The sequence below is a fragment of the Streptomyces sp. NPDC013457 genome (assembly GCF_043089925.1).
Taxonomy (GTDB): Bacteria; Actinomycetota; Actinomycetes; order Streptomycetales; family Streptomycetaceae; genus Streptomyces.
This window is the reverse complement of sequence record NZ_JBICBL010000010.1, coordinates 66,422-90,776: the sequence shown is the minus strand read 5'-3', so window position 1 is coordinate 90,776 and position 24,355 is coordinate 66,422. Positions and strand designations below refer to the sequence as shown.

The 24,355-nt window shown below is 74.1% G+C and carries 18 protein-coding genes and 1 pseudogene; 11 read left to right on the top strand and 8 right to left on the bottom strand.

Features of this window, described 5'->3' with window-relative positions:
• Window positions 1-100 precede the first annotated feature (100 nt).
• Both ACF1G2_RS26170 and ACF1G2_RS26165 read right to left on the bottom strand, forming a co-directional pair.
• Entirely contained in the window at window positions 101-841 is a 741-nt protein-coding gene (locus tag ACF1G2_RS26170; RefSeq protein ID WP_391800606.1) for a GntR family transcriptional regulator, read from the bottom strand.
• 267 nt (window positions 842-1,108) lie between these two features.
• Window positions 1,109-1,993 (bottom strand): RNA polymerase sigma-70 factor, encoded by an 885-nt coding sequence (locus ACF1G2_RS26165; protein WP_391800605.1) that lies wholly within the window; start codon window positions 1,991-1,993, stop codon window positions 1,109-1,111.
• Between the two features lie 114 nt (window positions 1,994-2,107).
• Here ACF1G2_RS26165 and ACF1G2_RS26160 point away from each other — a divergent pair, with 114 nt between their 5' ends.
• Window positions 2,108-2,938, top strand: coding sequence for an alpha/beta fold hydrolase (locus ACF1G2_RS26160; protein ID WP_391800604.1), 831 nt, complete (start codon window positions 2,108-2,110; stop codon window positions 2,936-2,938).
• Between the two features lie 471 nt (window positions 2,939-3,409).
• Here the strand turns inward: ACF1G2_RS26160 and ACF1G2_RS26155 are convergent.
• Window positions 3,410-3,817, bottom strand: a pseudogene (locus ACF1G2_RS26155) (EamA family transporter); the annotation flags it as partial.
• Between the two features lie 279 nt (window positions 3,818-4,096).
• On the opposite strand from ACF1G2_RS26155, the gene ACF1G2_RS26150 reads away from it, so the two are divergent.
• From ACF1G2_RS26150 to ACF1G2_RS26120, 7 genes are all read left to right on the top strand, one after another.
• The gene (locus ACF1G2_RS26150) at window positions 4,097-5,719 is read left to right on the top strand and encodes a PLP-dependent aminotransferase family protein (protein ID WP_391800603.1); all 1,623 of its coding nucleotides are present in this window, start codon (window positions 4,097-4,099) and stop codon (window positions 5,717-5,719) included.
• 98 nt (window positions 5,720-5,817) lie between these two features.
• Window positions 5,818-7,407 (top strand): alkaline phosphatase D family protein, encoded by a 1,590-nt coding sequence (locus ACF1G2_RS26145; RefSeq protein ID WP_391800602.1) that lies wholly within the window; start codon window positions 5,818-5,820, stop codon window positions 7,405-7,407.
• Window positions 7,408-7,546: 139 nt separating this feature from the next.
• A complete protein-coding gene (locus tag ACF1G2_RS26140; RefSeq protein WP_391800601.1) occupies window positions 7,547-8,977 on the top strand; it encodes an SWIM zinc finger family protein in 1,431 nt (476 codons plus the stop codon).
• Window positions 8,974-11,718, top strand: coding sequence for a DUF6493 family protein (locus tag ACF1G2_RS26135; protein ID WP_391800600.1), 2,745 nt, complete (start codon window positions 8,974-8,976; stop codon window positions 11,716-11,718). Before ACF1G2_RS26140 ends, ACF1G2_RS26135 begins: the two co-directional genes overlap by 4 nt.
• Before the next feature lie 76 nt (window positions 11,719-11,794).
• Window positions 11,795-13,231 (top strand): GNAT family N-acetyltransferase, encoded by a 1,437-nt coding sequence (locus ACF1G2_RS26130; protein ID WP_391800599.1) that lies wholly within the window; start codon window positions 11,795-11,797, stop codon window positions 13,229-13,231.
• Between the two features lie 463 nt (window positions 13,232-13,694).
• Window positions 13,695-15,398, top strand: coding sequence for a DUF885 domain-containing protein (locus ACF1G2_RS26125; RefSeq protein WP_391800598.1), 1,704 nt, complete (start codon window positions 13,695-13,697; stop codon window positions 15,396-15,398).
• Window positions 15,399-15,564: 166 nt separating this feature from the next.
• Entirely contained in the window at window positions 15,565-16,011 is a 447-nt protein-coding gene (locus ACF1G2_RS26120) for an Lrp/AsnC family transcriptional regulator (protein WP_391800820.1), read from the top strand.
• A 6-nt stretch (window positions 16,012-16,017) separates the two neighbouring features.
• On the opposite strand, the gene ACF1G2_RS26115 is transcribed toward ACF1G2_RS26120, so the two are convergent.
• The 3 genes from ACF1G2_RS26115 to ACF1G2_RS26105 form a co-directional block, all read right to left on the bottom strand.
• A complete protein-coding gene (locus tag ACF1G2_RS26115; RefSeq protein WP_391800597.1) occupies window positions 16,018-19,029 on the bottom strand; it encodes an AAA family ATPase in 3,012 nt (1,003 codons plus the stop codon).
• Window positions 19,026-20,204, bottom strand: coding sequence for an exonuclease SbcCD subunit D (locus tag ACF1G2_RS26110; RefSeq protein WP_391800596.1), 1,179 nt, complete (start codon window positions 20,202-20,204; stop codon window positions 19,026-19,028). Before ACF1G2_RS26110 ends, ACF1G2_RS26115 begins: the two co-directional genes overlap by 4 nt.
• 102 nt (window positions 20,205-20,306) lie before the next feature.
• A complete protein-coding gene (locus ACF1G2_RS26105; RefSeq protein ID WP_391800595.1) occupies window positions 20,307-20,933 on the bottom strand; it encodes a YigZ family protein in 627 nt (208 codons plus the stop codon).
• A gap of 188 nt (window positions 20,934-21,121) precedes the next feature.
• Here ACF1G2_RS26105 and ACF1G2_RS26100 point away from each other — a divergent pair, with 188 nt between their 5' ends.
• Together ACF1G2_RS26100 and ACF1G2_RS26095 are read left to right on the top strand one after the other, a co-directional pair.
• The gene (locus ACF1G2_RS26100) at window positions 21,122-21,412 is read left to right on the top strand and encodes a cupin domain-containing protein (protein ID WP_391800594.1); all 291 of its coding nucleotides are present in this window, start codon (window positions 21,122-21,124) and stop codon (window positions 21,410-21,412) included.
• Between the two features lie 110 nt (window positions 21,413-21,522).
• Window positions 21,523-21,972 carry a CoA-binding protein gene (locus ACF1G2_RS26095; RefSeq protein WP_391800593.1) on the top strand — a complete coding sequence of 150 codons (450 nt, stop codon included), beginning with the start codon at window positions 21,523-21,525 and terminating at the stop codon, window positions 21,970-21,972.
• Window positions 21,973-22,008: 36 nt separating this feature from the next.
• Here the strand turns inward: ACF1G2_RS26095 and ACF1G2_RS26090 are convergent, their stop codons facing one another.
• Together ACF1G2_RS26090 and ACF1G2_RS26085 are read right to left on the bottom strand one after the other, a co-directional pair.
• The gene (locus ACF1G2_RS26090; protein ID WP_391800592.1) at window positions 22,009-22,578 is read right to left on the bottom strand and encodes a YbaK/EbsC family protein; all 570 of its coding nucleotides are present in this window, start codon (window positions 22,576-22,578) and stop codon (window positions 22,009-22,011) included.
• 44 nt (window positions 22,579-22,622) lie between these two features.
• On the bottom strand, window positions 22,623-23,195 hold the full coding sequence (locus tag ACF1G2_RS26085; protein ID WP_352189478.1) for an XRE family transcriptional regulator: 573 nt from the start codon (window positions 23,193-23,195) through the stop codon (window positions 22,623-22,625).
• A 117-nt stretch (window positions 23,196-23,312) separates the two neighbouring features.
• Here ACF1G2_RS26085 and ACF1G2_RS26080 point away from each other — a divergent pair, with 117 nt between their 5' ends.
• Window positions 23,313-24,182, top strand: a complete 870-nt coding sequence (locus ACF1G2_RS26080) for an EamA family transporter (RefSeq protein ID WP_391800591.1) — start codon at window positions 23,313-23,315, stop codon at window positions 24,180-24,182.
• Window positions 24,183-24,355 lie beyond the last annotated feature (173 nt).

Below are 24,355 nucleotides of genomic sequence, written 5' to 3'. Positions count from 1 at the left end.
GCTTCCGGGCTCGGGTCGACGGTTCGCCGGCGCTTCCGGGCTCGGGTCGACGGTTCGCCGGCGCTTCCGGGCTCTGGTCGACGGTTCTCCCGCGTCCCTGTCAGGACGCCATCACCAGGTCGCCCGCGTCGCCGAAGGTGAGGCGGCAGGTGTCGGCGCGGTAGGTGGCCACCGAGACCGCGGCCGTGCGGCCTTCGGAGAGGTAGCGGGTCGTGACGACGAGGACCGGGGCACCGGGGAGGCGGTCCAGCTCCTTGGCGTCGTCCGCGCGGGCCGAGCCGAGCTCGACGGCACGGTCCTGTCCGTCCAGGGCGAGACGCTGGAGTTCGCGCAGGACGACACGGGCGCGGGCGGGGCCGGCCGGGGCGTCGATCGCGGTCAGGTCGGGGACCGAGGAGGACGGGACGTACAGGAGCTCGGCCGCGACGGGCTGGCCGTGTGTGACGCGCAGTCGGCGCACGATGTGCACCTGCTCGTCGGGGGCCAGGTCCAGGAGCTTGGCGACGGTCGCCGGGGCGGTGTCGCGGGCGGAGTCCACGGACTGCCAGGTCTCTTCCCCGACGCCGGGCCAGACGTGCTGCGTGGTGGAGACGTCGACGCCCACGCGCGGCGGTGCGACGGTCGTCCCGACACCGCGGCGGCGCTGCAGGCGGCCCTCCAGTTCGAGCTGCTCCAGTGCCTGCCGGAGCGTGGCCCTGGCGACGCCGAAACGCGCGGCCAGTTCACGCTCGTTGGGCAGGATCTCGCCGACCGCGAAGTCGGAGTCGAGTGCCTCGCCGATCACGGTCTTGAGGTGCCAGTACTTCGGCTCCGGAGCCGATTCCAGCTGCGTGGTCCCCACCCTGATCCTCCGCAATTCGCCGTGTCCCGCGGCGGTTTTCCGCGCCCTTGTTTATTAAAGGTTCCTGCACTAACTCTGCGACCATAAGGCGGCGCACCTACTTGGTCAAGACCAATCGTGACCCGGATGCCCCCCATTGCGGCCCTCTGGCGTAGATCGTTCACAGGACGTTCGCACCGTTGTGTGCCCTGCGCAGCAAAGTGCCCCGCCTCCGGGAGGAGGCGGGGCAGAGGGCGCACGTGGCGCGGGCGTCGGCGGCGCGGCAGGTCAGCCGGGGTCGACGGCGTGCAGCTTCTCGGGGTTGCGCACGATGTAGACGCACTGGATGCGCCCGTCGCGCACCTCGATCTGGAAGACCGAGTCGGGCTTGCCGTCGGCGAGGGCCAGCAGCCCGGGCGCTCCGTTGAACTCGACGAAGCGGAACTCGAAGGCCGCCTCTGCGCCCTGGGCGACGGCGATGAGGAAGCGGCCGACCTTGTCCGCGCTGTCGATGACCCGCAGAGGTGCCTTCGCCTTGCCGCCGCTGTCGCCGACGAGCCGGGCGTCCGGGGCCAGCAGGGCCAGGAGCTGTTCCAGGTCGCCGCCCGCAGCCGCGGCGAGGAAGCGCTCGGTGAGGTCGCGGCGTTCGGCCGGGTCGACGTCGTAGCGGGGCCTGCCCTCGTCGACGTGGCGGCGGGCACGGCCGGCGAGCTGGCGGACGGCGGCCTCGGAGCGGTCGAGCGCGGTGGCGATCTCCCCGTACGGGAAACCGAACGCCTCGCGGAGGACGAAGACCGCGCGCTCCAGCGGCGAGAGCGATTCGAGGACGACGAGGACGGCGAGTGAGACGGAGTCGGCGAGCATGGCGCGCTCGGCGGTGTCGGGGACGGCCGGACCGAAGTCGGTGACGACGGGTTCGGGGAGCCAGGGCCCCACGTAGGACTCGCGTCGGGACTGCACCTGGCGGAGCCGGTCGAGGGCCAGCCGGGTGGTGATCCGTACGAGATAGGCGCGCGGTTCGCGGACGTCGTCGCGGTCCGCGGAGGACCAGCGCAGCCAGGCCTCCTGGACCACGTCCTCGGCGTCGGCGGCGCGGCCGAGCATCCGGTAGGCCACCCCGATGAGGATCGGCCGGTGCTCTTGGAAGACGTCGGTCAGCGTGTCGGTCACCACTCCCCCATCCCAGCCGACGCGCCGCGCCGTGTCCAGTTCCGTCCGCGCCCTTGAACTCGTATCTACCGAGCGGTAATTCTTGCTGACAGGGTGTCTAAGTCAAGGAGCAGGCGTATGTCCGCACAGATCTCGTTCACGGTCCGGACCCCGGCGGGTCCACGCACGGCCTCGGTGGCGTACGAACGCAGGGGCGCGGGCGAGCCGCTCCTGCTGCTGCACGGCATCGGCCACCACTGGCAGGCGTGGGAGCCGGTGCTCGACATCCTGGCCGCCGAGCGGGACGTCGTGGCCGTGGACCTGCCCGGTTTCGGCACCTCCCCCGCGCTGCCCGACGGCTGCGCGTACGACCTGTCGACCGTGGTCCCGGTCCTGGGCGCCTTCTGCGAGGCGCTCGGTGTCGAGCGGCCGCATGTCGCGGGCAACTCGCTGGGCGGGCTGCTCGCCCTCGAACTGGGCCGGGAGAAGCTCGTGCGCTCGGTCACCGCGCTCTCCCCGGCCGGGTTCTGGTCGGAGAGCGAACGGCGGTACGCCTTCGGGACGCTGCGGGCGATGCGGGCGGCCGCGCTGTCGATGCCGGTCCCGCTGATCGAGCGGCTTTCGCGCAGCGCCGCCGGGCGGACGGCCCTGACGAGCACCATCTACGCCCGCCCGGGCCGCCGTTCACCCGAGGCGGTGGTCGCCGAGACGCTCGCGCTGCGGGAGGCCACCGGCTTCCGGCAGACCCTGGAGGCCGGACGGACGGTGATGTTCGGCGACGACGTCACCGCGGTGCCCGTGACCGTCGCCTGGGGCACCCGCGACCGGCTGCTGCTGCGCCGGCAGGGCGTCCGCGCCAAGCAGACCGTCCCGGGAGCGAGGCTCGTCCGGCTGCCCGGCTGCGGGCACGTTCCCATGAGCGACGACCCGGCTCTCGTCGCCCGGGTGATCCTCGACGGCAGCCGCTGAGCCGTTCCGGCGGCCGAAGAGCCCCGTCCCGAGGGCCGCTCCGGCGCCGACGAGGAGCCCGCCGGCGGCCTGCGGAACGCCGAAGCCGCCGGTCGCCACGAGCGCCGCGGTGCCGGCCGCGGCGACCGGGATGGCGCCGGTGAAGAGGGTCGCGCGCTCCATGCCGAGCCGCTGGACGCCCATGTAGAACAGGACGAACCCGACGACCGTGGCCAGGACGGCCTGCCACAGCAGAGCACCCGTCTCCACGGCCGTCGGCATCCGCAGGAACGCGCCGCCGTCCACGAAGAGCCCGAGCAGCGCCGACTCCACGGCGGCGATCCCGCACACGGCGGCCGTCAGGAGCTTCGGCCCGAGCGGACGGAGCACCGGTACGGCGAGGACGGTGAACCCCACTTCGCCCGCCAGCGCTCCTACGGAGTAGGAGAGGCCCGCCAGGTCGGTGCGGCCCCACCCCTGGACGACGAAGGCGCCGGCGGCCACCAGGAACGCGCCGTGGAGGACCGGCCGGCTCGGCCTGCGCCCGTCCAGGAGGGGGACGATCACGGCCACGACGATCGGGGCGCAGCCCACCAGGACGCCGGGGACGGCCGGTTCGGCGGTACGTTCCGCGGCGAGGACCGCGAGGTTGAAGCCGACCATGCCGACGGCGGCGAGCACCGCGAGCCGGGACCATCCACGGACGCCGAGGCCCCGCAGCGGCGCGAGCCCGCCGCGGCCGAGCAGGGGCAGCAGCAGAAGGCAGGCGGCGCCGTAACGCAGAGCCTGGCCGCCCGCGTACGGATAGTCGCCCAGAAGGCTGTTGGCGGTGAAGGAGGCACCCACGAGGGCATAGGCGACGGTCACGAGGAGGGCTCCTCGCAGGGAGTTCGCGTTCATGCCCCCGACGCTAGAAAGCGGACCGGCCCGGCTTAAGGGCCACTTTCTCCTCGCCATCGGGGACCACTTCGCGTATCGCGGTCGGCGGAGGTGCCGGTGGAGGCGGAGACGGAGACGGAGACGTAAGAGGAGGCGACGGCGGAGGCGGAGGCGGAGGCCGCGGGGAAGGTACTCTCCACCGCGTTGTGCCGCGCCGGGTGACCACCAAGGCCGCGCGACCGCGGCCGACCGGCCACGGAGGCCGGCGGCACGGACACCGCGATCAGGGGGACTTCTCGCATGCGGCCCACACCGGCCTGGGAACTGCTGCTCCCGGCGGCCGCCGCACCGGCCAGGCGGCGCGGCCGTGCGCTTCAGGAGGCGCTGCGGGAGGCGGTCCGCACCGGGCGGCTGACGCCCGGGACCCGGCTCCCGTCGAGCCGTGAACTGGCCGCCGACCTCGGCGTCTCACGCGGCCTGGTGACGGAGGCGTACGAGCAGCTGACCGCGGAGGGATACCTGCGCAGCGGCCGGGGCGCGGGCACCTGGGTCGGGGAGGCGGTGCGCGCGGCCACGGACCGGGCGGTACGGGACGCGGCGCCGCGCCCGCCGGGCCTGCGGATCGACTTCCGTCCCGGCACCCCCGACCTCGCGCTCTTCCCCCGCGCGGCCTGGGCGGCGGTCCAGCGCTCGGTGCTGTCCGCGCTGCCCCACCGGGCACTCGGCTACCCCGACCCGCGCGGGCTGCCGGAGCTGCGGACGGCGCTCGCCGGGATGCTGGCGCGGCGGCGCGGCGCGGCGGCCGATCCGGAGCGCCTGGTGGTGTGCTCGGGTGTCGCCCAGGCGTCGACGCTGCTCGGATTCGTGCTGCGCGCACGGGGGCTGCGGACCGTCGGGATCGAGGACCCCGGAAGTCCGGAGCACGGGCGGCTGTTCGCCTCCACCGGCCTGGACACGGTGTGGCTGCCGGTGGACGACGAGGGGCTGCTGCCCGGTCCGCTCGCCGCGTCCGGGGTGCGGGCGGTGGTGGCGACGCCCTCCCACCAGTTCCCGACCGGCATCGCCTACGCGGCCGCGCGCCGTGCCGCGCTGCTCGACTGGGCGCGATCGGTAGACGGGTACGTCCTGGAGGACGACTACGACGGGGACTTCCGCTACGACCGGGCGCCGGTGGGCGCCCTCCAGGGCCTCGATCCGGAGCGAGTCGTCTACGCCGGTTCGGTGAGCAAGTCCCTGGCCCCTGGGCTGCGGCTCGGCTGGATGCTCGTACCGCGGGAACTGCTCGCCGAGGTCGTGGAGCGCAAGCGGACGATGGACCTCGGGAACCCGGCACTGGACCAGGCGCTGCTGGCCGAGTTCGTGACGCGCGGGGCGTACGACCGGCAGCTGCGGCGCTGCCAGCGGGCGTACCGGGAGCGCCGGGACGCCCTGCTGGCGGCGCTCGCGGAGTCCTTTCCGGGCACCTCGGTGAGTGGCATCGCGGCCGGTCTGCACATCATCGCGCGCGTGCCGGAGCGATACGGCCCCACGGCCCGCTTCGTGGAGCGTGCGGCGGGGGCGGGGGTGGCTCTGCGCCCCCTGGAGGAGTACGGCACGGCCCGCCCGACGGACGGCGCGGTCCGGCTGGTCCTCGGCTACGCCCATCTGACGCCGTCCGAGATCGGCCGCGGAGTGCGCCTCGCGGCGGAGGCGTGCGGTGCGGGACGCGGGGCGGGGGCTGGGGCCGGGGCCGGGGTGCGAACCGAGGCCGGGACCGGGGCCGGGGTCCGGACCGGAGCCGGGGACGGGGACGGGGACGGGGTCCGGACCGGAGCCGGGACCGGGGCCGGGGTCCGGACGACCGGGGACGGGGTCCGGACCGGGGACGGTGACGGGGGTGCTGTCCGGAGGGCAGAGGACGCGCCTGACCCGAACGGGGGGTGAATCCGGGGTGTTCACCCCGGGTTCGTGTCCGCGCCGCCCCTGGCCGTTAGGCATGGGCGACGCAACACACCTGCCCCGTACCGCACTTGGAGGCGCCGATGTCCAGCTCCGTCCCCGATGGACCGTCCCCCGCCCGCCGCAGCGTGCTGCGCGGCTCGCTCGCCGCGTCGGCTGCCCTCACCCTCGGCGGCGCCGTGGCCGCAGCCCCGGCGCTGGCGCTCTCGGGGCGGCCGCGGGCCGCGTGGGGGGTGCAGACCGGCGATGTGACCGCCTCCTCGGGTCTGGTCTGGGTCCGTTCGGACCGGCCGGCCCGGATGATCGTGGAGACGTCGTCGAGCGAGTCCTTCCGCCGTACGCACCGCCATGTCGGGCCCCTGCTGGGGACGGGCAGCGACTTCACCGGGACGACGGCGCTGCGCGGGCTGCCCGCTGGCGAGCAGATCCATTACCGGGTCACCCTCGCGGACCCGGACGACCCGCGCCGTACCGGCGAACCGGTCGTCGGCACGTTCCGTACGGCCCCTGCACGGCCGCGCGACGGGGTGCGTTTCCTCTGGTCGGGCGACATCGCCGGGCAGGGCTGGGGCATCAACCCGGACATCGGCGGATTCCGCGCGTACGAGGAGATGCGCCGGCTGAACCCGGACTTCTTCCTGTGCAGCGGCGACACGATCTACGCCGACGGCCCCGTCCAGCCGAGCGTGACCCTGCCCGACGGCCGGATCTGGCGGAACGTCACGACGCCGGAGAAGTCGAAGGTCGCCGAGACGCTGGCCGAGTACCGCGGCAACTTCCGCTACAACCTGCTCGACCACAACGTGCGCGCGTTCAACGCGCAGGTGCCCACGGTCGTGCAGTGGGACGACCACGAGGTCCGCAACAACTGGTACCCCGGCCAGATCCTGGACGACGCCCGCTACACGGAGAAGGACGTGGACGTCCTCGCGGCCCGTGCCTCACGCGCGTTCGCCGAGTACTTCCCGGTCTCCACGCTCCACGCGCGCGGCGGCGGCGTCGAGGGCCGGATGCACCGGGTGGTGCGGTACGGCCCGCTGCTCGACGTCTTCGTCCTGGACATGCGCTCCTACCGGAACGCCAACTCCCCCGGCCGGCAGGCCGACGACACGACGGGCATCCTCGGCGCGGAGCAGCTGGCCTGGCTCAAGCGGGAGCTGAGCCGCTCACGGGCGGTGTGGAAGGTACTCGCCGCCGACATGCCGCTGGGGCTCGTCGTCCCCGACGGTGCGGCGAACATCGAGGCGATCGCCCAGGGCGATCCGGGCGCCCCGCTCGGCCGTGAGCTGCAGATCGCGGAGCTGCTCCGCTTCGTCAAGCACCGCCGGATCACCGGCACGCTGTGGCTGACCGCGGACGTGCACCACACCTCCGCGCAGCACTACGCGCCGGAGCGCGCGGCCTTCAAGGACTTCGCGCCGTTCTGGGAGTTCGTCTCCGGGCCGCTGGCCGCGGGCGGTTTCCCGGCCAACGCGCTGGACGGCACGTTCGGGCCCGAGCGGGTCTTCGTACGGGCCCCGGAGCGGGCGAACCTGTCGCCGATGGAGTCGCCGCAGTACTTCGGCGAGGTCGACATCGACGGTGGCAGCGGGGAGTTGACGGTCCGGCTCCGCGCGGAGGGCGGGACGGTCCTGTTCAGCAAGGTCCTGCAGCCGGGACGCGTGGGGCAGTAGGAGCAGGAGGCCGGCCCGGGGGCGCGCGAGCCGGAGCAGGGAGGCCGGGCCGGGGGCGGCTCCGGCGGGCCGCCGCGGTACGGCTCCCAGAGGTGGGCAGCGGGGCTGATTGTCAGTGGTGGGTCCTAGCGTTTTCGTCATGACGCGATCCGTACAGGCGCTCGCCTACTCATGCCCGTCCGCCCTGCGCTCCTCCGGGGACGGCCGGCTCCTCGGCCTGGAGACCTCCGGGGGCCTCACGCCCACCGGCGCCGAGGCGCATCCTCGTTTCTTCACCGGGTTCCTGACGTCCCCGCAGATCGCCGCGCGGGGTCTGCTGGCGGTGGCGGACGTGGCGGCCGCCCGCTACTACCAGCGGATACGTCCGGGGTCGCTCGACCCGGTCGTGACGGGGAACGGCGACCGGCTGCGGTTCGAGTCCTTCTCCGGCTGCGGCGGGGTGTACGCCCGGCTCGACGTGCTGAGCGAAGGGCTCGACGGCGCCACGACGGGGCACGGCACCACCAATGTGGACGTCAACAACCCACTGCGCGAGGCGCTGTCGCGGATGACGGGAAGCGATCCGCTGCATCTGCGCGTCGGCCCGGAGGAGTTGGCGGTGACGACACTGCGGGGGGCGGTCGTGGAGAAGAAGGTTCCGCTGCCGGACCGCTGGCTGCGTGGTTTCGCGGAGGCGCAGGTGGCCTCGGCGGGCTTCGACCTGCGGGCCGAGCTGACGGGCGCGGAGGCGGTGCGGTTCCTGCGTTCGCTGCCGCGTTCGCAGGGCGCCGGGCGGCGGGGGCCGCTCTGGGTCGTCCAGGCCGGCCGGACCCTGCGGCCCACGACCCGGCCGGTCGCGGGAGCCGTCTGTCTGCCGGGGCCCGACCGGCTGGTGGCACTGGAGCGGGTACTGCGCCACGCGACGGCGCTGCGGGTGTACGGGCCGGTGCCGGACGGTGCCGCGACGGCGAGCGCCTGGGAGGTGACGCTGCCCGGGATGCGCCTGACGCTGACCCTCTCGCCGGACGCCTCGCGGGGCTTCTCCGGAGAGGGCGGGGTCCTGGAGGCCCTGGCGACGGAGGAGGCCGCTCAGGACGCCGAGCTGATCTCGGTCCTGCTCTCCTGGGAGCCGAAGATCGACCTGGCCGAGCTGGGCGACCGGTCGGGCCTTCCCGTGGACCGGGTGCGGGCCGCGCTGACCCGGCTGGGGACCGCCGGGCGGGTGGGGTACGACGTGGCCGACGCGGCCTACTTCCACCGGGAGCTGCCGTACGACGCGGACCGCGCCGAGCGGCACAATCCCCGGCTGGTGGCGGCCCGCGGACTGGTGACGGAGGGTGCGGTCGCCCTCGACGGAGCTCTCGCGACGGTCGCCTCGGGGGAACGGCGCTACCAGGTGAGGGAGTCGGGCGGGGCGCTGACCTGCACCTGCCAGTGGTGGGCGGACTACCGGGGCCGCCGGGGGCCGTGCAAGCACGCGCTCGCGGTGCGGATGGCCCGGCGGAGCGCCGTGGCCGGGACGGCCGGTGCCGTGTCCGGGACGACCGCCGGCGCGGCGGCCGGGGTCGAGTCCTTCGGCGGTGCGCGATGAGCGAGGCGTTCGACCAGACCGCGCTGAAGGCGCGGCTGACCGCGGCACGGGAGGGACGTGCGGTGAACAAGCTGCTGACCGCGGTACGGGCGGGGCGGGTCGAGGCCGTCCCCGGACTGCTGAAGGAGCTGGACCCGGGAGACCGGAAGAAGGCCCTCGTGGAGCTCAAGGCGCTGCGGACCGAGGTCCGCGGCTGGGGCTGGAGGCGGTGGAGCGAGCAGGCGCCGGTCCAGAAGGCGCTGCGGGTCGCCGGGGCGGGGTGCCACACGGGCGCGGCCGCGGCCGCCGCCTGGATCGGGGGCCGGGACCTCAACGACTGGGCCCGGGGCACGAGCCACCTCGTCCTGGACGTGCTCGCCGACCGTGATCCGGCCTGGCTGGGCGATCTCGCGCAGCGGCTCGCCGAGCGGCCGGCCGTGACGGAGAGAGACTTCCCGCTCGTGCGCGAGCTGGTGGCGCGCTCGGGCTGCGCCGTGCCGACGACGGACGGCTACGTCCTCGGCTGGACGGGCTGGATGAACGGGCCAGGGCTCCTGGAGGAGCTCCGCGCCGACGCGCACACACCGGTGCTGGTCCCCCGCGTCCTCGATCTGACCGAGACCCCGGACCGGCTGACCTGGTCCGTGGCTCCCGACGCCCCCACGCACTGGCCGACGGCGCTCGCGCAGCTCGCCGGGGAGGGTGTGCTGGACCGTGCGTCCCTGGTGGACGGCTGCGTGGCGCGGCTGCTGCGGGGCGGCCGGCCGCGGGACCTGCGCTTCCCGCTCGCCCTGCTCCAGCTCCTGGACCCGACGCCCGAGGAGCGGCTGGACCGGACGGCGGACTGGGCGGGGATGGCCGCGGACGCGCCGTCACCGGTCGCCGCGTTCGCGCAGGAGGTCCTGGCGGGGCTCGCGGCCGGGGGCGGACTGTCGACGGCGGAGCTGGCGGAGATGTCCGGTCAGGTGCTGTTCCGCACGGAGAAGAAGCTCGTACGGACACAACTGACGCTGCTCACGAAGGAACTGCGGAGGGACCCGGGCGCGGCGACCGCGCTGCTGCCCGTGATCGCGGAGGCGTTCGGGCACGAGGACACGGGGATCCAGGAGCGGGCGCTGAAGCTCGTGGGACGGTACCTCACCCGCGTGGACGGCCGGGTGCGGGAGGAACTCGCGGGCGCCGCAGCGGTGTTGAGCCCTGCGAACCGCGAGGCGGCCGAGGAGCTGTTCGGCTCCACGGGTCTCGCCGACGACCATCCGTACGAGGAGACCCTGCCGCCCTTGCCGGGGCTGCGGCGGGTGGCCGCCCCGCCGGCCACCGTCGCCGAGCTCGTCGAGGATCTCGTGACGGTGTCCAAGGGGCGTGGCGAGGCTCCGCCCGAGGAGTGGGAGCGCGCCCTCGCCGGACTCGTCCACCATGCGTACCGGCATGGCGAGGAGCTGAAGGCGGCCCTGGCCGTGGCCTTCGCGGACGCCTGGTGGGCGGGTGAGGAGGGTCAGGCCCCGGACCACTTCGTCCACGGGACGTACGGCGTGGCCGTGGTGATGGCCTCGCTGATGGGCCGGGTCCGCCCGTCCCGGATCCATGACGCACGGGCCGGCCAGCCGGCCTCCTCCTGTGTGCACGGGGCCCTGGACGCGGTGGTCGACGCCCGTCTGTGGGAGGCGGCCGCCCTCGTCGGCACGGACCGGCTGCCGTTCCTGCTGGCCGCGCCGACCTGGCACACGGGGGCGATCGAGCCGTCCGTGCTGGTGGAGCGGTTGCGCGCCTACCGGGACGCGGGCGTGGATCCGGCACCCGTCGACCTCGCGCAGGCCCTGCTGCGCGTCCGTAAGGCCGACCCTTCGGCCGCGGCCGCGGCCGTCGACGCCTCGGCGTTGGGCACCCGGTCCGGGGAGCGGCTCGCGGACTGGCTCCGCGCGGACGCCTCCCTCGCACCCGGCCTGCGGTTCCTCGCCCGGGAACGGGGCCCGAAGGAAGGCAGCGCGCGGCTGGCCGACCGGATCGTCCTGAAGATCCGCGCGCGGCGGTCGGTACGGGAGGAGTTCCCGCCCGTGTTCCGGTGGCTGGGCGGCCCCGACAGCACGGCCCCGAAGCGCTGCTACCACTGGAGCGGGGAGCGCCGGAACTGGCCGGCCGTGGTGCCCGACGACCGGGAGACCCTGGCGTCCTGGCTGCTGCCCGTGCTCGCGGGCGGGGTCGAGTGGGACGAGCGCGGTGCCTCCTGGGGCATGACCGCCCTGGCCGAGGCCGAGGGGCCTGTCGGGGAGGCGACGCATCTCGCCCTGGCGTTCGCGCTCGGCTGCCGGCACCCGGAGGACCGGCTGAACACGGTGGACACGCTGCTCGTGCTCGCCGCGCGCGGTGATCTGGACGCCGGCCGACTGGGCGGGACGCTGGCCGGTCTGGTCGCCGACGGCACCGTCAAGCCCAACCGCTTGGCGGACGCGGCCCGTACGGCCGCGGCGACGGGCGCGTACGGCACGACATGGTCCGTACTGGCACCTCTGCTGCCCGCTCTGCTGACGGCCGAGAAGCCGGCGCGCGGGCTCGGCGAGCTGCTGGCCGTGGCGGCGGACTGCGTGGAGCGGTGCGGCGCGGCCGGACAGGTGGCGGGGCTGGACGCGACGGCGGACCGGCGCGCTTCGTCGCAGCTCGTCGTCCAGGCCCGGCGGCTCCGGAAGGCGCTCCACCCGGGTGCGTCGGCATCCTCCCAGCGCGCCGATCAGGAGACGACACAAGTGGCCGAAAACGACCAGTAAGCCCCCAGATCGGCGCTTAACCCGTCAGTCACAAAGCGTTCGTGATCACGCAACACCGTTGGGTCACAGTGAGGTCATGACCGATGTGACTTCCGCGAAGAGCTCCCGCCGTCCCCACCACTGGCGGCGGGACCTCATCGAACTCGCCGCCCTCTTCACCGCCGTGGTGGTGGCCGACACCATCGCCAAGACCGTCGTCCGCGGCGCCGACGGTCCGTACATGCTCGTGTTCTCGGCGATCGCGCTGATCGCCACGGCCGCCTTCCACACCTGGTGGGCACGGCGCCACAGCCATGCGCCGCCCCACGGCCATCCCGGCGGCAGTGGGCCCACCCCGCTGCCGGCGGCGACCGACGCCGCCACGGGCAAGGCCGCGGCGGTCGATGCCCCGTCGCGCGAGACCGCGTCTCACGAGACCGGGCCCGTCGAGACGACGCTCTGGCGCGTGCGCAGCACCGTCCGCGACACCCCGGGCAGCCTGGCCGCGCTCTGCACGGCGCTGGCCCACCAGAGCGTGGACATCCTGACTCTCCAGACCCACCCGCTCGCCGAGGGCACCGTCGACGAGTTCCTGCTGCGCGCCCCCGCGCGCCTCCAGGCGAGCGAACTGACCCGGGAGATCGCCGCGGCCGGCGGCACCCACACCTGGATCGAACGCGCCGACGCCCACGACCTCGTGGACACCCCGACCCGACTGCTGGGACTCGCCACCCGGACCGCGCTCGACGCGGCCGAACTCCCGCTCGCCCTGCGCCAGCTCCTCGGCCGGTGCTCCATCCACTCGCTTCCCGCCGTCTCCCTCACCGGCCGGCCCACGGGCGAGACCGCGCCCGTCGAGGGACACCTGGAGGACACGGTGATGCGCCTGCGCGACCCGAACGGCGGCGTGATCACGATCGAGCGGCCCTATCTGCCGTTCACCCCGACCGAGTTCGCCCGCGCCCGGGCCCTCGTCGAACTGGACGCCCGGCTCGGTCCGCGCATCCCGCGCAGCCAGGACGTCCTCACCCTTCCCGAGGGCAACGAGATCACCGTCCGCCGCGCGGACCAGCGGGACCTGGTCGCGGCACGTGCCATGCACGACCGCTGCTCCGCACGGACCCTCGACCTGCGGTACCACGGCCCCGTCGGCGACGCCGACCGCTACCTCGACCACCTGCTCAGCCCCCGCTACGGCCGGACCCTCGCCGTGCAGACGGCCTCCGGCCGGCTGGTCGCCCTCGGGCATCTGCTCTGGGACGGCGACGAGACGGAGGTGGCCCTGATGGTCGAGGACGACTGGCAGCGCCGGGGCATCGGCTCCGAACTCCTCGGCCGGCTGGTCGCGATGGCTGTCGAGGCCGGCTGCGAGAGCGTCTACGCCGTGACGCAGTCCTCCAACACCGGCATGGTGGCCGCCATGCGGGCCCTGAACCTCCCCCTCGACTACCAGATCGAGGAGAGAACGCTGGTCATCACCGCCCGCCTCTCCTCGGCCTCTGCCCGGAGCCGTCTCCCGCTCGGCGAGCGCTGACGGTCCGGTGACGGCCACAGGGCCCGGGGGCCCGCACCCGTCACGCCCGGGACACATCCGGGTGTCGGAAAAGCGCCCCACGGCCCGTGGCCGGATCCCTTCCACCGCTCCCGGCCCGAGTCGTACGTTCTGCGCCTCCGCCGGCCGACGCCCGGACCGCCCGCCCTGAGCTCGCCGCCGAGGTGGGCGAGGCACCCACCGCCGCTCCGTCGGGGACTTCCGCCGACGGGATCCGGCCAAACTCGCTCGCGGGCGTGAAGCCGCCCTCCCGGCCGAGCGTGTCCGTCCCGGCGCGAACTGATCGGCTCGTCCGTCGAGCGCAAGCTCGGGTGACGCGCGTCGACCCTCCGCCGGGCGCCCAGTCGGAACCGGTACGGACCACCCCTTCCGAGCGCTCATTTGTCAGCCTAGTGAGATCGATTGAGGGTGACGCGAGGACCGTGGAGGCCCCAGGATGAACCTCATGCCAGAGACTTCCAGCAGCGCTCTCCCCCGCCAGGTCGCCGACAGCTACGTCGACGCTCTCATCGAACTCGACCCGATCACCGGTACATACCTGGGAGTCAAAGAGAGCGCCGGCCTCCTTCCCGACTTCTCGCCTGCCGGCCAGGAAGCCGTGGCCGAGCTCGCCCGCGGCACCCTCGCCCGGCTCGACGAGGCCGAGCGGCTGCCGGGCGCGGACAGCGACGCCGAACGGCGCTGCGCCCGGCTTCTGCGGGAGCGTCTGACGGCCGAACTCGCCGTGCACGAAGCCGACGAGGGCCTCTGCGCGGTCAGCAACATGCGGTCCCCCGCGCACAGCGTGCGCATGGTGTTCACCGTGATGGCGACCGTGACCGAGGAGGACTGGGAGGCCGTGGCGCGGCGGCTGCGCGCGGTGCCCACGGCGCTGGAGGGGTACCGCGCCTCGCTGGAGCTCGGCCTGGAGCGCAAGCTCCTGGGCGGACCGCGGCCGACCGCCACGTTCGTCGGCCAGCTGACGGAGTGGGCGGGCGGGGACGGCGACGGCCGGGGCTGGTTCGAGGAGTTCGCCGCCGCGGCTCCGGACTCCCTTCCCTCCGAGCTGCGTACGGAACTGGCTTCGGCGTCCCGTGGCGCCACCGAGGCGGTCGTCGCGCTGCGGGACTGGATGCGCGACGTGTACGCGCCGGCCGTCGCCGGCGCGCCGGACACGGTGGGCCGCGAGCGGTACCAGCGGTGGTCGCGCTACTTCAACGGCACCGACCTGGACCTCGACCAGGCCTACGCGTACGGCTGGTCCGAGTACCACCGGCTCCACGCCGAGATGCGCACCGAGGCCGAGCGCATCCTGCCCGGATCCGGTCCGTGGGAGGCGCTCGCGCACCTCGACGTCCACGGCACCCACATCGAGGGCGTCGAAGAGGTCCGGGTCTGGCTGCAGAACCTGATGGACGAGGCGATCGAGGCGCTGGACGGCACCCACTTCGAACTCGCCGAGCGGGTACGGAAGGTGGAGTCGCGCATCGCCCCGCCCGGCGGCGCCGCCGCCCCGTACTACACCGGCCCATCGGAGGACTTCTCCCGGCCCGGCCGCACCTGGCTGCCGGTCGACGGCCAGAACCGCTTCCCGGTGTACGACCTGGTGTCGACCTGGTACCACGAGGGTGTGCCGGGCCACCACCTGCAGATCGCCCAGTGGGTGCACGTCGCCGACCAGCTCTCGCGCTACCAGGCGACGATCGGCGGCGTCAGCGCCAACGCGGAGGGCTGGGCGCTCTACGCGGAGCGCCTGATGGACGAGCTCGGCTTCCTCCCCGACGCCGAGCGGCGCCTCGGCTACCTGGACGCGCAGATGATGCGCGCCTGCCGGGTGATCGTGGACATCGGCATGCACCTGCGGCTCCGGATCCCGGCGGACTCGCCGTTCCACCCGGGCGAGGAGTGGACGCCGGAGCTGGCGCAGGAGTTCTTCCAGCGGCACAGCAGCCGTCCGCCGGCCTTCGTCGAGAGCGAGATGACCCGCTACCTCTCGATGCCGGGGCAGGCGATCGGCTACAAGCTGGGCGAGCGCGCCTGGCTGCTGGGGCGCGCCAACGCCCAGGCGGCGCACGGCGACGCGTTCGACGCGAAGGCGTGGCACATGGCGGCGCTGTCCCAGGGCCCGCTGGGCCTGGACGACCTGGTGGAGGAGATCTCGCGCCTCTGACGGAATGCGCGCCGGGGCACCCTTGCGCACATGGCGGCCAGGGGTCCCTGTACAGGAGCGGACCAGGCGGGGAATCCCGCCTGGTCCGCGTCCCGAGCCGTGAGAACTCCCCGGGGTCCGGTTGATCGGCCGAGGATTCCCCTGCACCATCGCGGTCATGACCGCGATGACCGAGTACACCCCGGACGCCACCGACTGGCGCATCCTCGACGCCCTGCAGGCCCAGGGCCGCGCGAGCTTCACCGAGCTGGCCCGTGCCGTCTCCATGTCGGCCTCCGCGGTGACCGAGCGTGTGCGCAGGCTGGAGGAGGCCGGGGTGATCACCGGCTATACGGCCGTGATCGACCAGGAACGCCTGGGGCTCCCGATCCTCGCCTTCGTCCGTCTGCGCTACCCGAACGGCAACTACAAGCCCTTCCACGACCTCCTCGCGGCCACGCCCGAGGTCCTGGAGGCACACCATGTGACCGGCGACGACTGCTTCGTCATGAAGGTCGCCACGCGGTCCATGAAGCACCTGGAGGAGGTCTCCGGGAAGCTCGGCACGCTGGGCTCGGTGACGACGAGCGTCGTCTACTCCTCCCCCCTCCCCCGTCGCGCGGTCAGCCGCTGACCACGCTCACCCGGCGGCTCCCCCTCCGGTGCGCAGCCGCACCGCCGACCCCCACCGTTCCTTGACGACCTCCAGTTGGGCCGGGATGCGGCGGCGGAGGTCGCCGACGTGGCTGACGATGCCGACGCTGCGGTCGCGCTCGCGCAGGGAGTCGAGGACGTCGAGCACCTCGTCGAGGGTCTGGTCGTCCAGGCTGCCGAAGCCCTCGTCGATGAAGAGGGTGTCGAGCCGGACGCCGCCCGCCTCGTCGGTGACGACGTCGGCGAGGCCGAGGGCGAGGGCGAGGGAGGCGAAGAAGGTCTCGCCGCCGGAGAGCGTGGCCGTGTCCCGCTCGTTGCCCGTCCAGGCGTCGACGACATGGAGGCCGAGGCCGGCGCGCTTGCCGCCGGAGCGGGCGTCGGAGTGCACGAGGGTGTAGCGGCCGGAGGACATGCGCTGGAGCCGGGCGGTGGCGGCGGCCGCGACCTGTTCCAGCCGGGCGGCCAGGACGTACGACTCCAGGCGCATCTTGCGTTCGTTCTCGGCGGAGGTGCCCGCGGTGAGGCCGGCGAGCCGGGCGACCCGGTCGTACTCCTCGCGCAGCGGTCCCAGGCCGCGGACCTCGGCGTCGGCCTGCCGGGAGAGCCGGGCGAGTTCGGCCTCGCGGTCCCGGACGGCGGCGAGGGCCGAGGTGGCGTTCCGCAGGGTGCGTTCGGCGGCGGTGTACGCGGCCTCGGCGGCCGCCGGGTCGGCGGCCCGGCGTTCGGCGGCGGCCCGCGTCTCCGGTTCGGCGAGCCGGTCGGCGACGGCGGCCGCCTCGGCCTGCCAGGCGTCCAGGCGGTGCTGGAGGGCGCGGTGCTCTCCGTCGTCCAGGAGTGCGGCGGCGGCCTCGGCAGGGGTGTCGAACCCGGCACGGAAGGCGGCGTTCGCGAGCCGGTCGTCGGCCTCCTTCAGGCGCTGGGCGCCGAGTTCCACGGAACGTACAGTCTCGGCGGCCTCGGTCAGGATGGCGATCTTCCGTTCGAGCCGAGAGGCGTGTTCGGCGACGCTCCCGGACTCGCCGCGCCCTCGGGCCACTTCGGCGTCGAGGGCCGTCTGCTCCCGGTCGAGGGCCTCCCGCTGCGAGGTCCGCGCGGCGACGCGCCGCTCGGCCTCCCGCTGCGCCCGGACCCGGCTTTCGTACTCCCGCTCCGCCCGTGCGAACGCCTCCCGAAGGCCGTGCGTCTGCGCGGCGAGGGCGTGCGCCTCGGCGTGCAGCCGGGTCAACTCGTCTACCTCGCCGAGCAGTTCGTCGACCGTCGGCTCGGGTGCGTCCGCCGCCGACACCTCCGCGCGGGCCGCCGCCCATGCCTCCGCGGTGGCCGCCGTGTCCCGCTCGGCGGCCGTGCGGGCCTCCTCCGCGCGGGTGAACTCTTCGTAGGCCGCGTCCTCGGTGGCGCGGTCGACGTGGTCGGCGCCCGTGCGGGCGGGGGCCGGATGCTCGGCTGAGCCGCAGACCTGGCAGGGCGCTCCGGGAGTGAGCGCCGCGGCCAGCTCGGCGGCGATGCCCTCGAGGCGGCGCGCCTTGATGTCGAGCCATGCCTCGTGCGCTTCGTTGCGGCGCTCGCGGGCCGCCGTGAGCCGGGAGTCGGCGGTGGCGGTCTGCTCGGCGAGCGTGTCCCGGCGGCGGGCGGCGGACAGCCGACGGCGGGCCGGTTCGAGGCGGCCGGCGAGCTGCTCGGCGCGCGCGGCGGCCTCCTGCGAGGCCTCGATCCGGGCCGCCAGCTCCGCTCTGCGGGATTCCCAGCCGCTGAGCCAGCCGCCCGCGTCCTGGAGGATCTCCTCGTCGGCACGGGCCTGCCGCTCCAGATCCGTACGCTCCCCGGCGATCTCGGCGCTGCGCCGCTCCGCCCGCCGTGCGGAATCGAGGCCGCCCAGCTCTTGGCGCAGCCGCCGTTCCAGTGCGGACAGCTGCTCCGCGCCGGCGTCGGCGAGGTCGGCGGGAAGCCGGTTCCGGCTGTTCTCCCGGGCCGTGTGCGCGGCAGCGTGCTCGCGCTCCGCGTCGGCGCGCAGGCCGAGGGCGGGAGCGACGAGGTCGGCCTTTCGGGACCGGTCGAGCACCGCCTGCGCGCGGTCCCGCTCGGGCCTGCCGGCCTCCAGCGCGTCCTGTCGCCGCCGCGATTCCGCGTGCCGTGCCTGACGGTCCGCGAGCTCCCGTTCCTCGTCGAGCGCCCGGCGGGCGGCGGCCTGCCGCGACTCGGCGGCCAGAACGGCCGACTCGGCGATGTCGCGGGCCTCGCGCGCCTCCGAGCGCGCCACGGCCGCCCGGCTCAGGACGGCCTGGGCGAGTCCCGGCTCTCCGGGCCGCTCGTCGACGACGGATCCGCCGGTGACCTGCGCCATTCGGTGGGCGAGCGCGAGCAGCCGCTCGTCCCCGTCCCGTACCTGCTGCTCGGCCGCGCGCCGCAGGTCGGCGAGCCGCTCCTCCACGGCCGCGAACCGGCGGGTGTCGAAGAGCCGCCCGAGCAGTTTGCCCCGCGCCTCGGCGTCCGCCCGCAGGAAGCGTGCGAAGTCGCCCTGCGGCAGGAGCACGACCTGGCAGAACTGCTCCCTGCTCATGCCGACGAGCTGGGTGATCTCCTCGCCGATCTCCTGGTGGGAGCGGCTGAGCGCGGCCCACTCGCCGGTGCCGGAGTCGTACTCGCGCAGCCGGCTCTGGGCCTTCTCGGTGGTGAAGCCGCCGCCGCGCTTCTTCGGGCGCGGCTGGGCCGGTCGTCGGGTGATCTCCAACCGCCGCTCGCCCACGGTCAGTTCGAGGGTGACCTCGGTGTGCGTGCCGGCGGGGGCGTGGTCGCTCCGCAGCGAGGTGCCGGGTGACTGCCGGGCGCCGGGCACGGCTCCGTACAGGGCGTAGCAGACGGCGTCGAGGACGGAGGTCTTGCCCGCGCCGGTGGGGCCGTGGAGCAGGAAGAGACCCGCGCTGGACAGTGCGTCGAAGTCGATCTCCTGCGGGGCTCCGAACGGTCCGAAGGCGGTCACGGAGAGGCGGTGGAGTCTCACCGGGCGCCCACCTCGCGCTCCCGCACCGCACCGTCCACCCGTACGTCGTCGAAAGCGCCGTACAGCACGGTCCGCTCGGTGTCGTCCGGACCGGCGCCGCCCCGTACATGGGCCACGAAGTCCTCCGCGATCTGCTGGTCGCTGCGGTCGCGCAGCCGCTGGGCGTACGAGGCGAGCGGATCGCTCTCCGTGCGCTCGGGATCGAAGACCAGGTTGAGGGTGTGCGGGAAGCGCTCGGCGAGCCGGGCCATGGGCTCGGCCGGCCGCACGGGGTCGGTGAGGGTCGCCTCGACCCAGGACTCCTCGTGCCGTACGAGTCCCGGGTCGGCGAGCAGGTCGTCGAGTCGGCCGCGGATCCGGGCCAACGGCCGGGGCACGGGACAGTCGACGCGCTCGGCCGCCTCGACGGTCCCGTCGGCGCCGAGATCGACCAGCCACATGCTCTTGCGGTGGTCGGCCTCGGAGAAGGAGTACGCGAGGGGTGAGCCGGAGTAGCGGACGCGCGGGGTGACGGTCTGGCTGCCGTGCAGATGCCCCAGGGCGACGTAGTCGACGCCGTCGAAGACTCCGGCGGGGACGGCGGCGACTCCGCCGACCGTGATGTCCCGTTCGCTGTCGCTCGGTTCGCCGCCCGCGACGAAGGCGTGCGCGAGGACGACGGACCGGGTGCCGGCGGGGCGCGTGGCGAGGTCGGCGCGGACGCGGTCCATGGCGGCGCAGAGCACCGACTCGTGCCCGGCCTTGGCGGCGCCGAACCGCTCGCGTACGAGGGCCGGTTCGAGATACGGCAGGCCGTAGAGCGCGACGGATCCATGGGCGTCGTCGAGCACGACGGGTGTCCCGACGCCGGCCGGGTCCGTACGGAGATGGATGCCGGCCCGCTCGATGAGCCCGGCGCCGACGCCCAGGCGGCGGGCCGAGTCGTGGTTGCCGGAGATCATGACGGTCGGCACTCCGGCCTCGGCCAGCCGGTGCAGGGCGGTGTCGAACAGCTCGACGGCGGCGAGCGGCGGCACGGCCCGGTCGTAGACATCCCCGGCGACCAGGACCGCGTCCACGTCACGCGTGCGCACCGTGGCCACCAGGTGGTCCAGGAACGCGGACTGGGCGTCGAGCAGGCTCACCCGGTGGAACGACCGTCCCAGGTGCCAGTCCGACGTATGCAGGAATCTCATGATCGAGGAGCGTATCGGTGGGGTCGGACAGTGGCCGGGGCTTCGGGAGATCCGGGGGTGGGCGGGACCGCGCGCGGCGGGATCACCGGGTCCGGGTGGTGGTCAGACATCGCCGTACGCCTCGCCGCCCAGCTCCACGCGCGCGGTGCCGGCCGTGGCATCGGCGAGCCAGGCCGTGAAGGCCTCCACGTCGGCGTCCGGGAGCCCGATCTCGATGGCGACCGCCTCGCCGTAGCGCACGTCGCGCACGCTCCGGCCCGTCGCCCGCAGGTCGTTCTCCAGCTTGCCCGCGCGCTGGTGGTCGACGGTGACGGTGGCGAGACGGAAGCGCTGCCGGGTGAGGGTGCCGAGCGCGTCCAGCGCCTCGCCGACCACTCCGCCGTACGCCCGGATCAGACCGCCCGCGCCGAGCTTCACGCCGCCGTAGTAGCGGGTGACGACGGCGGCGACGTACCGCACCTCGCGCCGCATCAGCATCTGGAGCATGGGGACACCGGCCGTGCCGCCGGGCTCGCCGTCGTCGCTCGCCTTCTGGACGGACGCGTCGGCCCCGACGACGTACGCGAAGCAGTTGTGCGTGGCCGTCGGGTGCTCCTTGCGGATGCGCGCGACGAAGTCCTGCGCCTCCTGCTCGGTCGCCACCGGTGCCATCGCGCAGATGAAGCGCGAGCGGTTGATCTCGGTCTCGTGCACGCCCTCGCGGGCGAGCGTGCGGTACTGCTCCTGCATCCCGCCACCCTATGCGGACAGGGAGGCGGCACCGACGCCCGGTGCCGGGGCCCCGGCGGTTAGCCTGCCACCCGGGACCGTGCCCCGGCGACCGTGCCCCGGCGACCGTGCCCCGGCGACCGTGCCCCTGCGTCCGTGCCCCTGCGTCCGTGCCACCGGGACGGCGTCCGACGACAAGGAGACCGACCATGACGACCACCGCCCGCGCGACAGTGCAGCACGAGGACGATCGGCTACGCGTCACGCGCTGGGACTTCGATCCGGGACAGAGCACCGGCCGCCACGTCCACGAGTACGACTACGTCGTCGTCCCCGTCACCGATGGACGGACCGACGTGATCACCCCCGACGGCACGGTCACCTCCTCGCAGCTGCGCGCGGGTGAGTCCTACGCCCGTGAGGCCGGAGCCGAACACGAGGTCGTCAACGCCGGCTCCCTGCCGCTGTCCTTCGTCGAGGTCGAGGTCAAGCGGGTGTAGTCGCGGCGGGCGGGGCGGGGCGATCATGGCGGGGCGGCCGCGCTCCGCCGGGGGGAATCACCGGTACCCGTGATCCGTTGTGTTCAGCGACGAGCCACAGGAGGCAGCAGATGAGCGTCGAGACACCCACCACCGGAACCACCGAGTCGGACGTGGTCCGAAAGATCCTGACCGCCACGGGCGACACCTGGGCGGTCGTCGGGCTGTCGTCGAACCGATCACGCGCCGCGTACGGTGTGGCGGCGGTTCTCCAGCGCTACGGCAAGCGGATCGTGCCCGTGCACCCGAAGGCCGAGACGGTCCACGGCGAGCAGGGATACGCCTCGCTCGCCGACATCCCGTTCCCGGTGGACGTGGTGGACGTGTTCGTCAACAGCGAGCACGCGGGGCAGGTCGCCGACGAGGCGGTGGCCGTGGGCGCCAAGGCGGTCTGGTTCCAGCTGGGCGTGATCGACGAGGCGGCGTACGCGCGGACCAGCGGGGCGGGGCTCGACATGGTCATGGACCGCTGCCCCGCCATCGAGATCCCGCTGCTCGACCCGCGGCCCGACCTCGCCTGACCGCGGCTGCCCTCGGCTGAACTCGGCTGCCCCCGCTCAGCCGGCGGCGACGTCGACGCCGAGACCCTCCAGGACGACGGCGCCTGGCAGCTCGGCGAAGGCCTTGCCCGGCAGGATGAGCTTGCCGCGCCGCCGTCCGCTGCCGACGAGCACCCAGTCGGTGTCGACGACGGCGGCGTCGACGAGGAGGGGCCAGTCGGCGGGGAGGCCGATGGGGGTGATGCCGCCGTACTCCATTCCGCTCTCGCCGGTCGCGACCGCCATGTCCGCGAACCGCGCCTTGCGGGCGCCCAGGTGACGGCGGACGGCGCCGTTGACGTCGACCCGGGTGGCCGAGCGCACGACGCAGGCGGCCAGGGTCGTCTCCTCGCCCCGCTTTCCGGCGACGATCACGCAGTTCGCCGACCGGTCGAGGAGGTCCCGGCCGTGGTGCTCGACGAAGACGGCCGTGTCGGCGATCTCGGGGTCGGTGTCGACGTACAGGAGCTGGTCCGCCGGGACGCTCCCCTGCCACGCCCGGACGGCCGCGGCGACCGGTTCCGTGAGCCGGTCCAGGCAGTCGGGGGCCGGTACCGCGTTGTCGAAGTCTCCGATGGGTGCGCGCATACCGGCCACGCTAACAAGTGCGGCGCTCGCCCGACTTGGGCGTCTCAGCGGGCGGGCGGAATGGAGACGGCCATCGTCATCTCGGCTGTCTCGGTGCCGTCGTTGCGGTAGGCGTGCGGCACGTTGGCCTCGAAGACGGCGGAGGTTCCGGCCGGGATGCGGTGTTCCTCCCCCTCCACGACCAGGGTGAGTTCCCCGGCTGTGACGTGCAGCAGCTCGGTGGTGCCGTCCGGGTGCGGGTCGGAGGCGCTGCCGTCGCCCGGCATGAGCGTCCAGGACCAGAGTTCCAGCGGGCCGCGCGCCTCGGTGCCGGCGAGGAGGGTCGTGTGGCTGCCGGTGGAGGTGGACCACATGCGCACGGCCTGGGCGGGCGGGACGAGTCGGACGTGGGGGCCCTGCTCGTAGTCGAGGAGGGTGGTGATCGAGACGCCGAGCGCGTCAGCGAGCTTCACGGTGGTGCCGACGCTGGGGTTCGTCCGGGCCTGCTCGATCTGGATGATCATGCCGCGGCTGACGCCCGCCCGAGCGGCGAGCGCGTCCAGCGTGAAACCGCGCTCGTTGCGCCACCGCTTCAGGTTCCGCGCGAGGGACTGCGTGAGCTGATCGAGGTCCGACACATTCCGTCCAATATTCTGGATGACAGAGTTCAACAGACTGAACTACGGTGTGGTCTACCGCGGTGTACCCAGCTGTCCACCGCACTGTACTGCGAGACCGCCACCCTGCGAGGATCCATGACTGCGCTGTTCGCCCTGGCCACCGCCCTGCTCTGGGGCCTGGCCGACTTCGGCGGCGGGCTGCTGACCCGGCGCATGCCGGCGCTCACGGTGCTCGTGGTCTCGCAGACGATCGCGGTGGTCGTCCTCGGGGCGATCGTGATCGCCACCGGGGCCTGGCGCGAGGTGAGTCCCGACCTCTGGTACGCCGTCGCCGCGGGCCTCGTCGGCCCGGTCGCGATGCTCGCCTTCTACAAGGCCCTGGCGCTCGGACCGATGGGCGTGGTCTCCCCGCTCGGCTCGCTGGGTGTCGTCGTCCCGGTCTCGGTCGGCCTCCTCATCGGTGACCGGCCGGGCATCCTGCAGTTCGCCGGGATCGGCGTGGCGATCGTCGGCATCGTCCTCGCCGGCGGGCCCGAGCTGCGCGGCGCTCCCGTGCAGCGCCAGGCCGTGCTCCTCACGCTGGTCGCGGCCTTCGGGTTCGGCTCGGTGATGGCCTTGATCGCGGAGGCGTCCTCGACCCTGACCGGACTGTTCCTCGCGCTGTTCGTCCAGCGGGTGACGAACGTGGCGGTGGGCGGCGGCGCGCTGTACGTCTCCGTGAAGCGCGGCGGACGGGCGCTGCCCGAGGGCGGCGGCGGGCTGAGCGTCGTGTGGGCGGCCCTGCCCGCGCTCGCCTTCGTCGGCCTCGCGGACGTCGCCGCCAACGGTACGTACTCGATCGCGGCACAGAACGGGCCCGTGACGGTCGCGGCGGTGCTGGCGAACCTCTACCCGGTGGTCACGGCGCTGGCCGCGCGCGGGGTGCTGAAGGAGAGGCTCCGCGCGGTCCAGGCGGCCGGCGCGGGCCTCGCCCTGGTCGGCACGGTCCTGCTCGCGACGGGCTGACCACGGCACACTCCGCCGGGCGTCGGGGGCGGTCACCGGGCGTCGGGGCCGATCGTCGGGCGTCCCCGGGCGTCGCCGGATGCCGCTCCGGCGCCCGGTCCGACCCCCGCGGGCGGCCCGCGCCGGGGACCGAACCGCGCGCCCGCGCTGTGGTCCGCTCTGCGGTCCTCGCT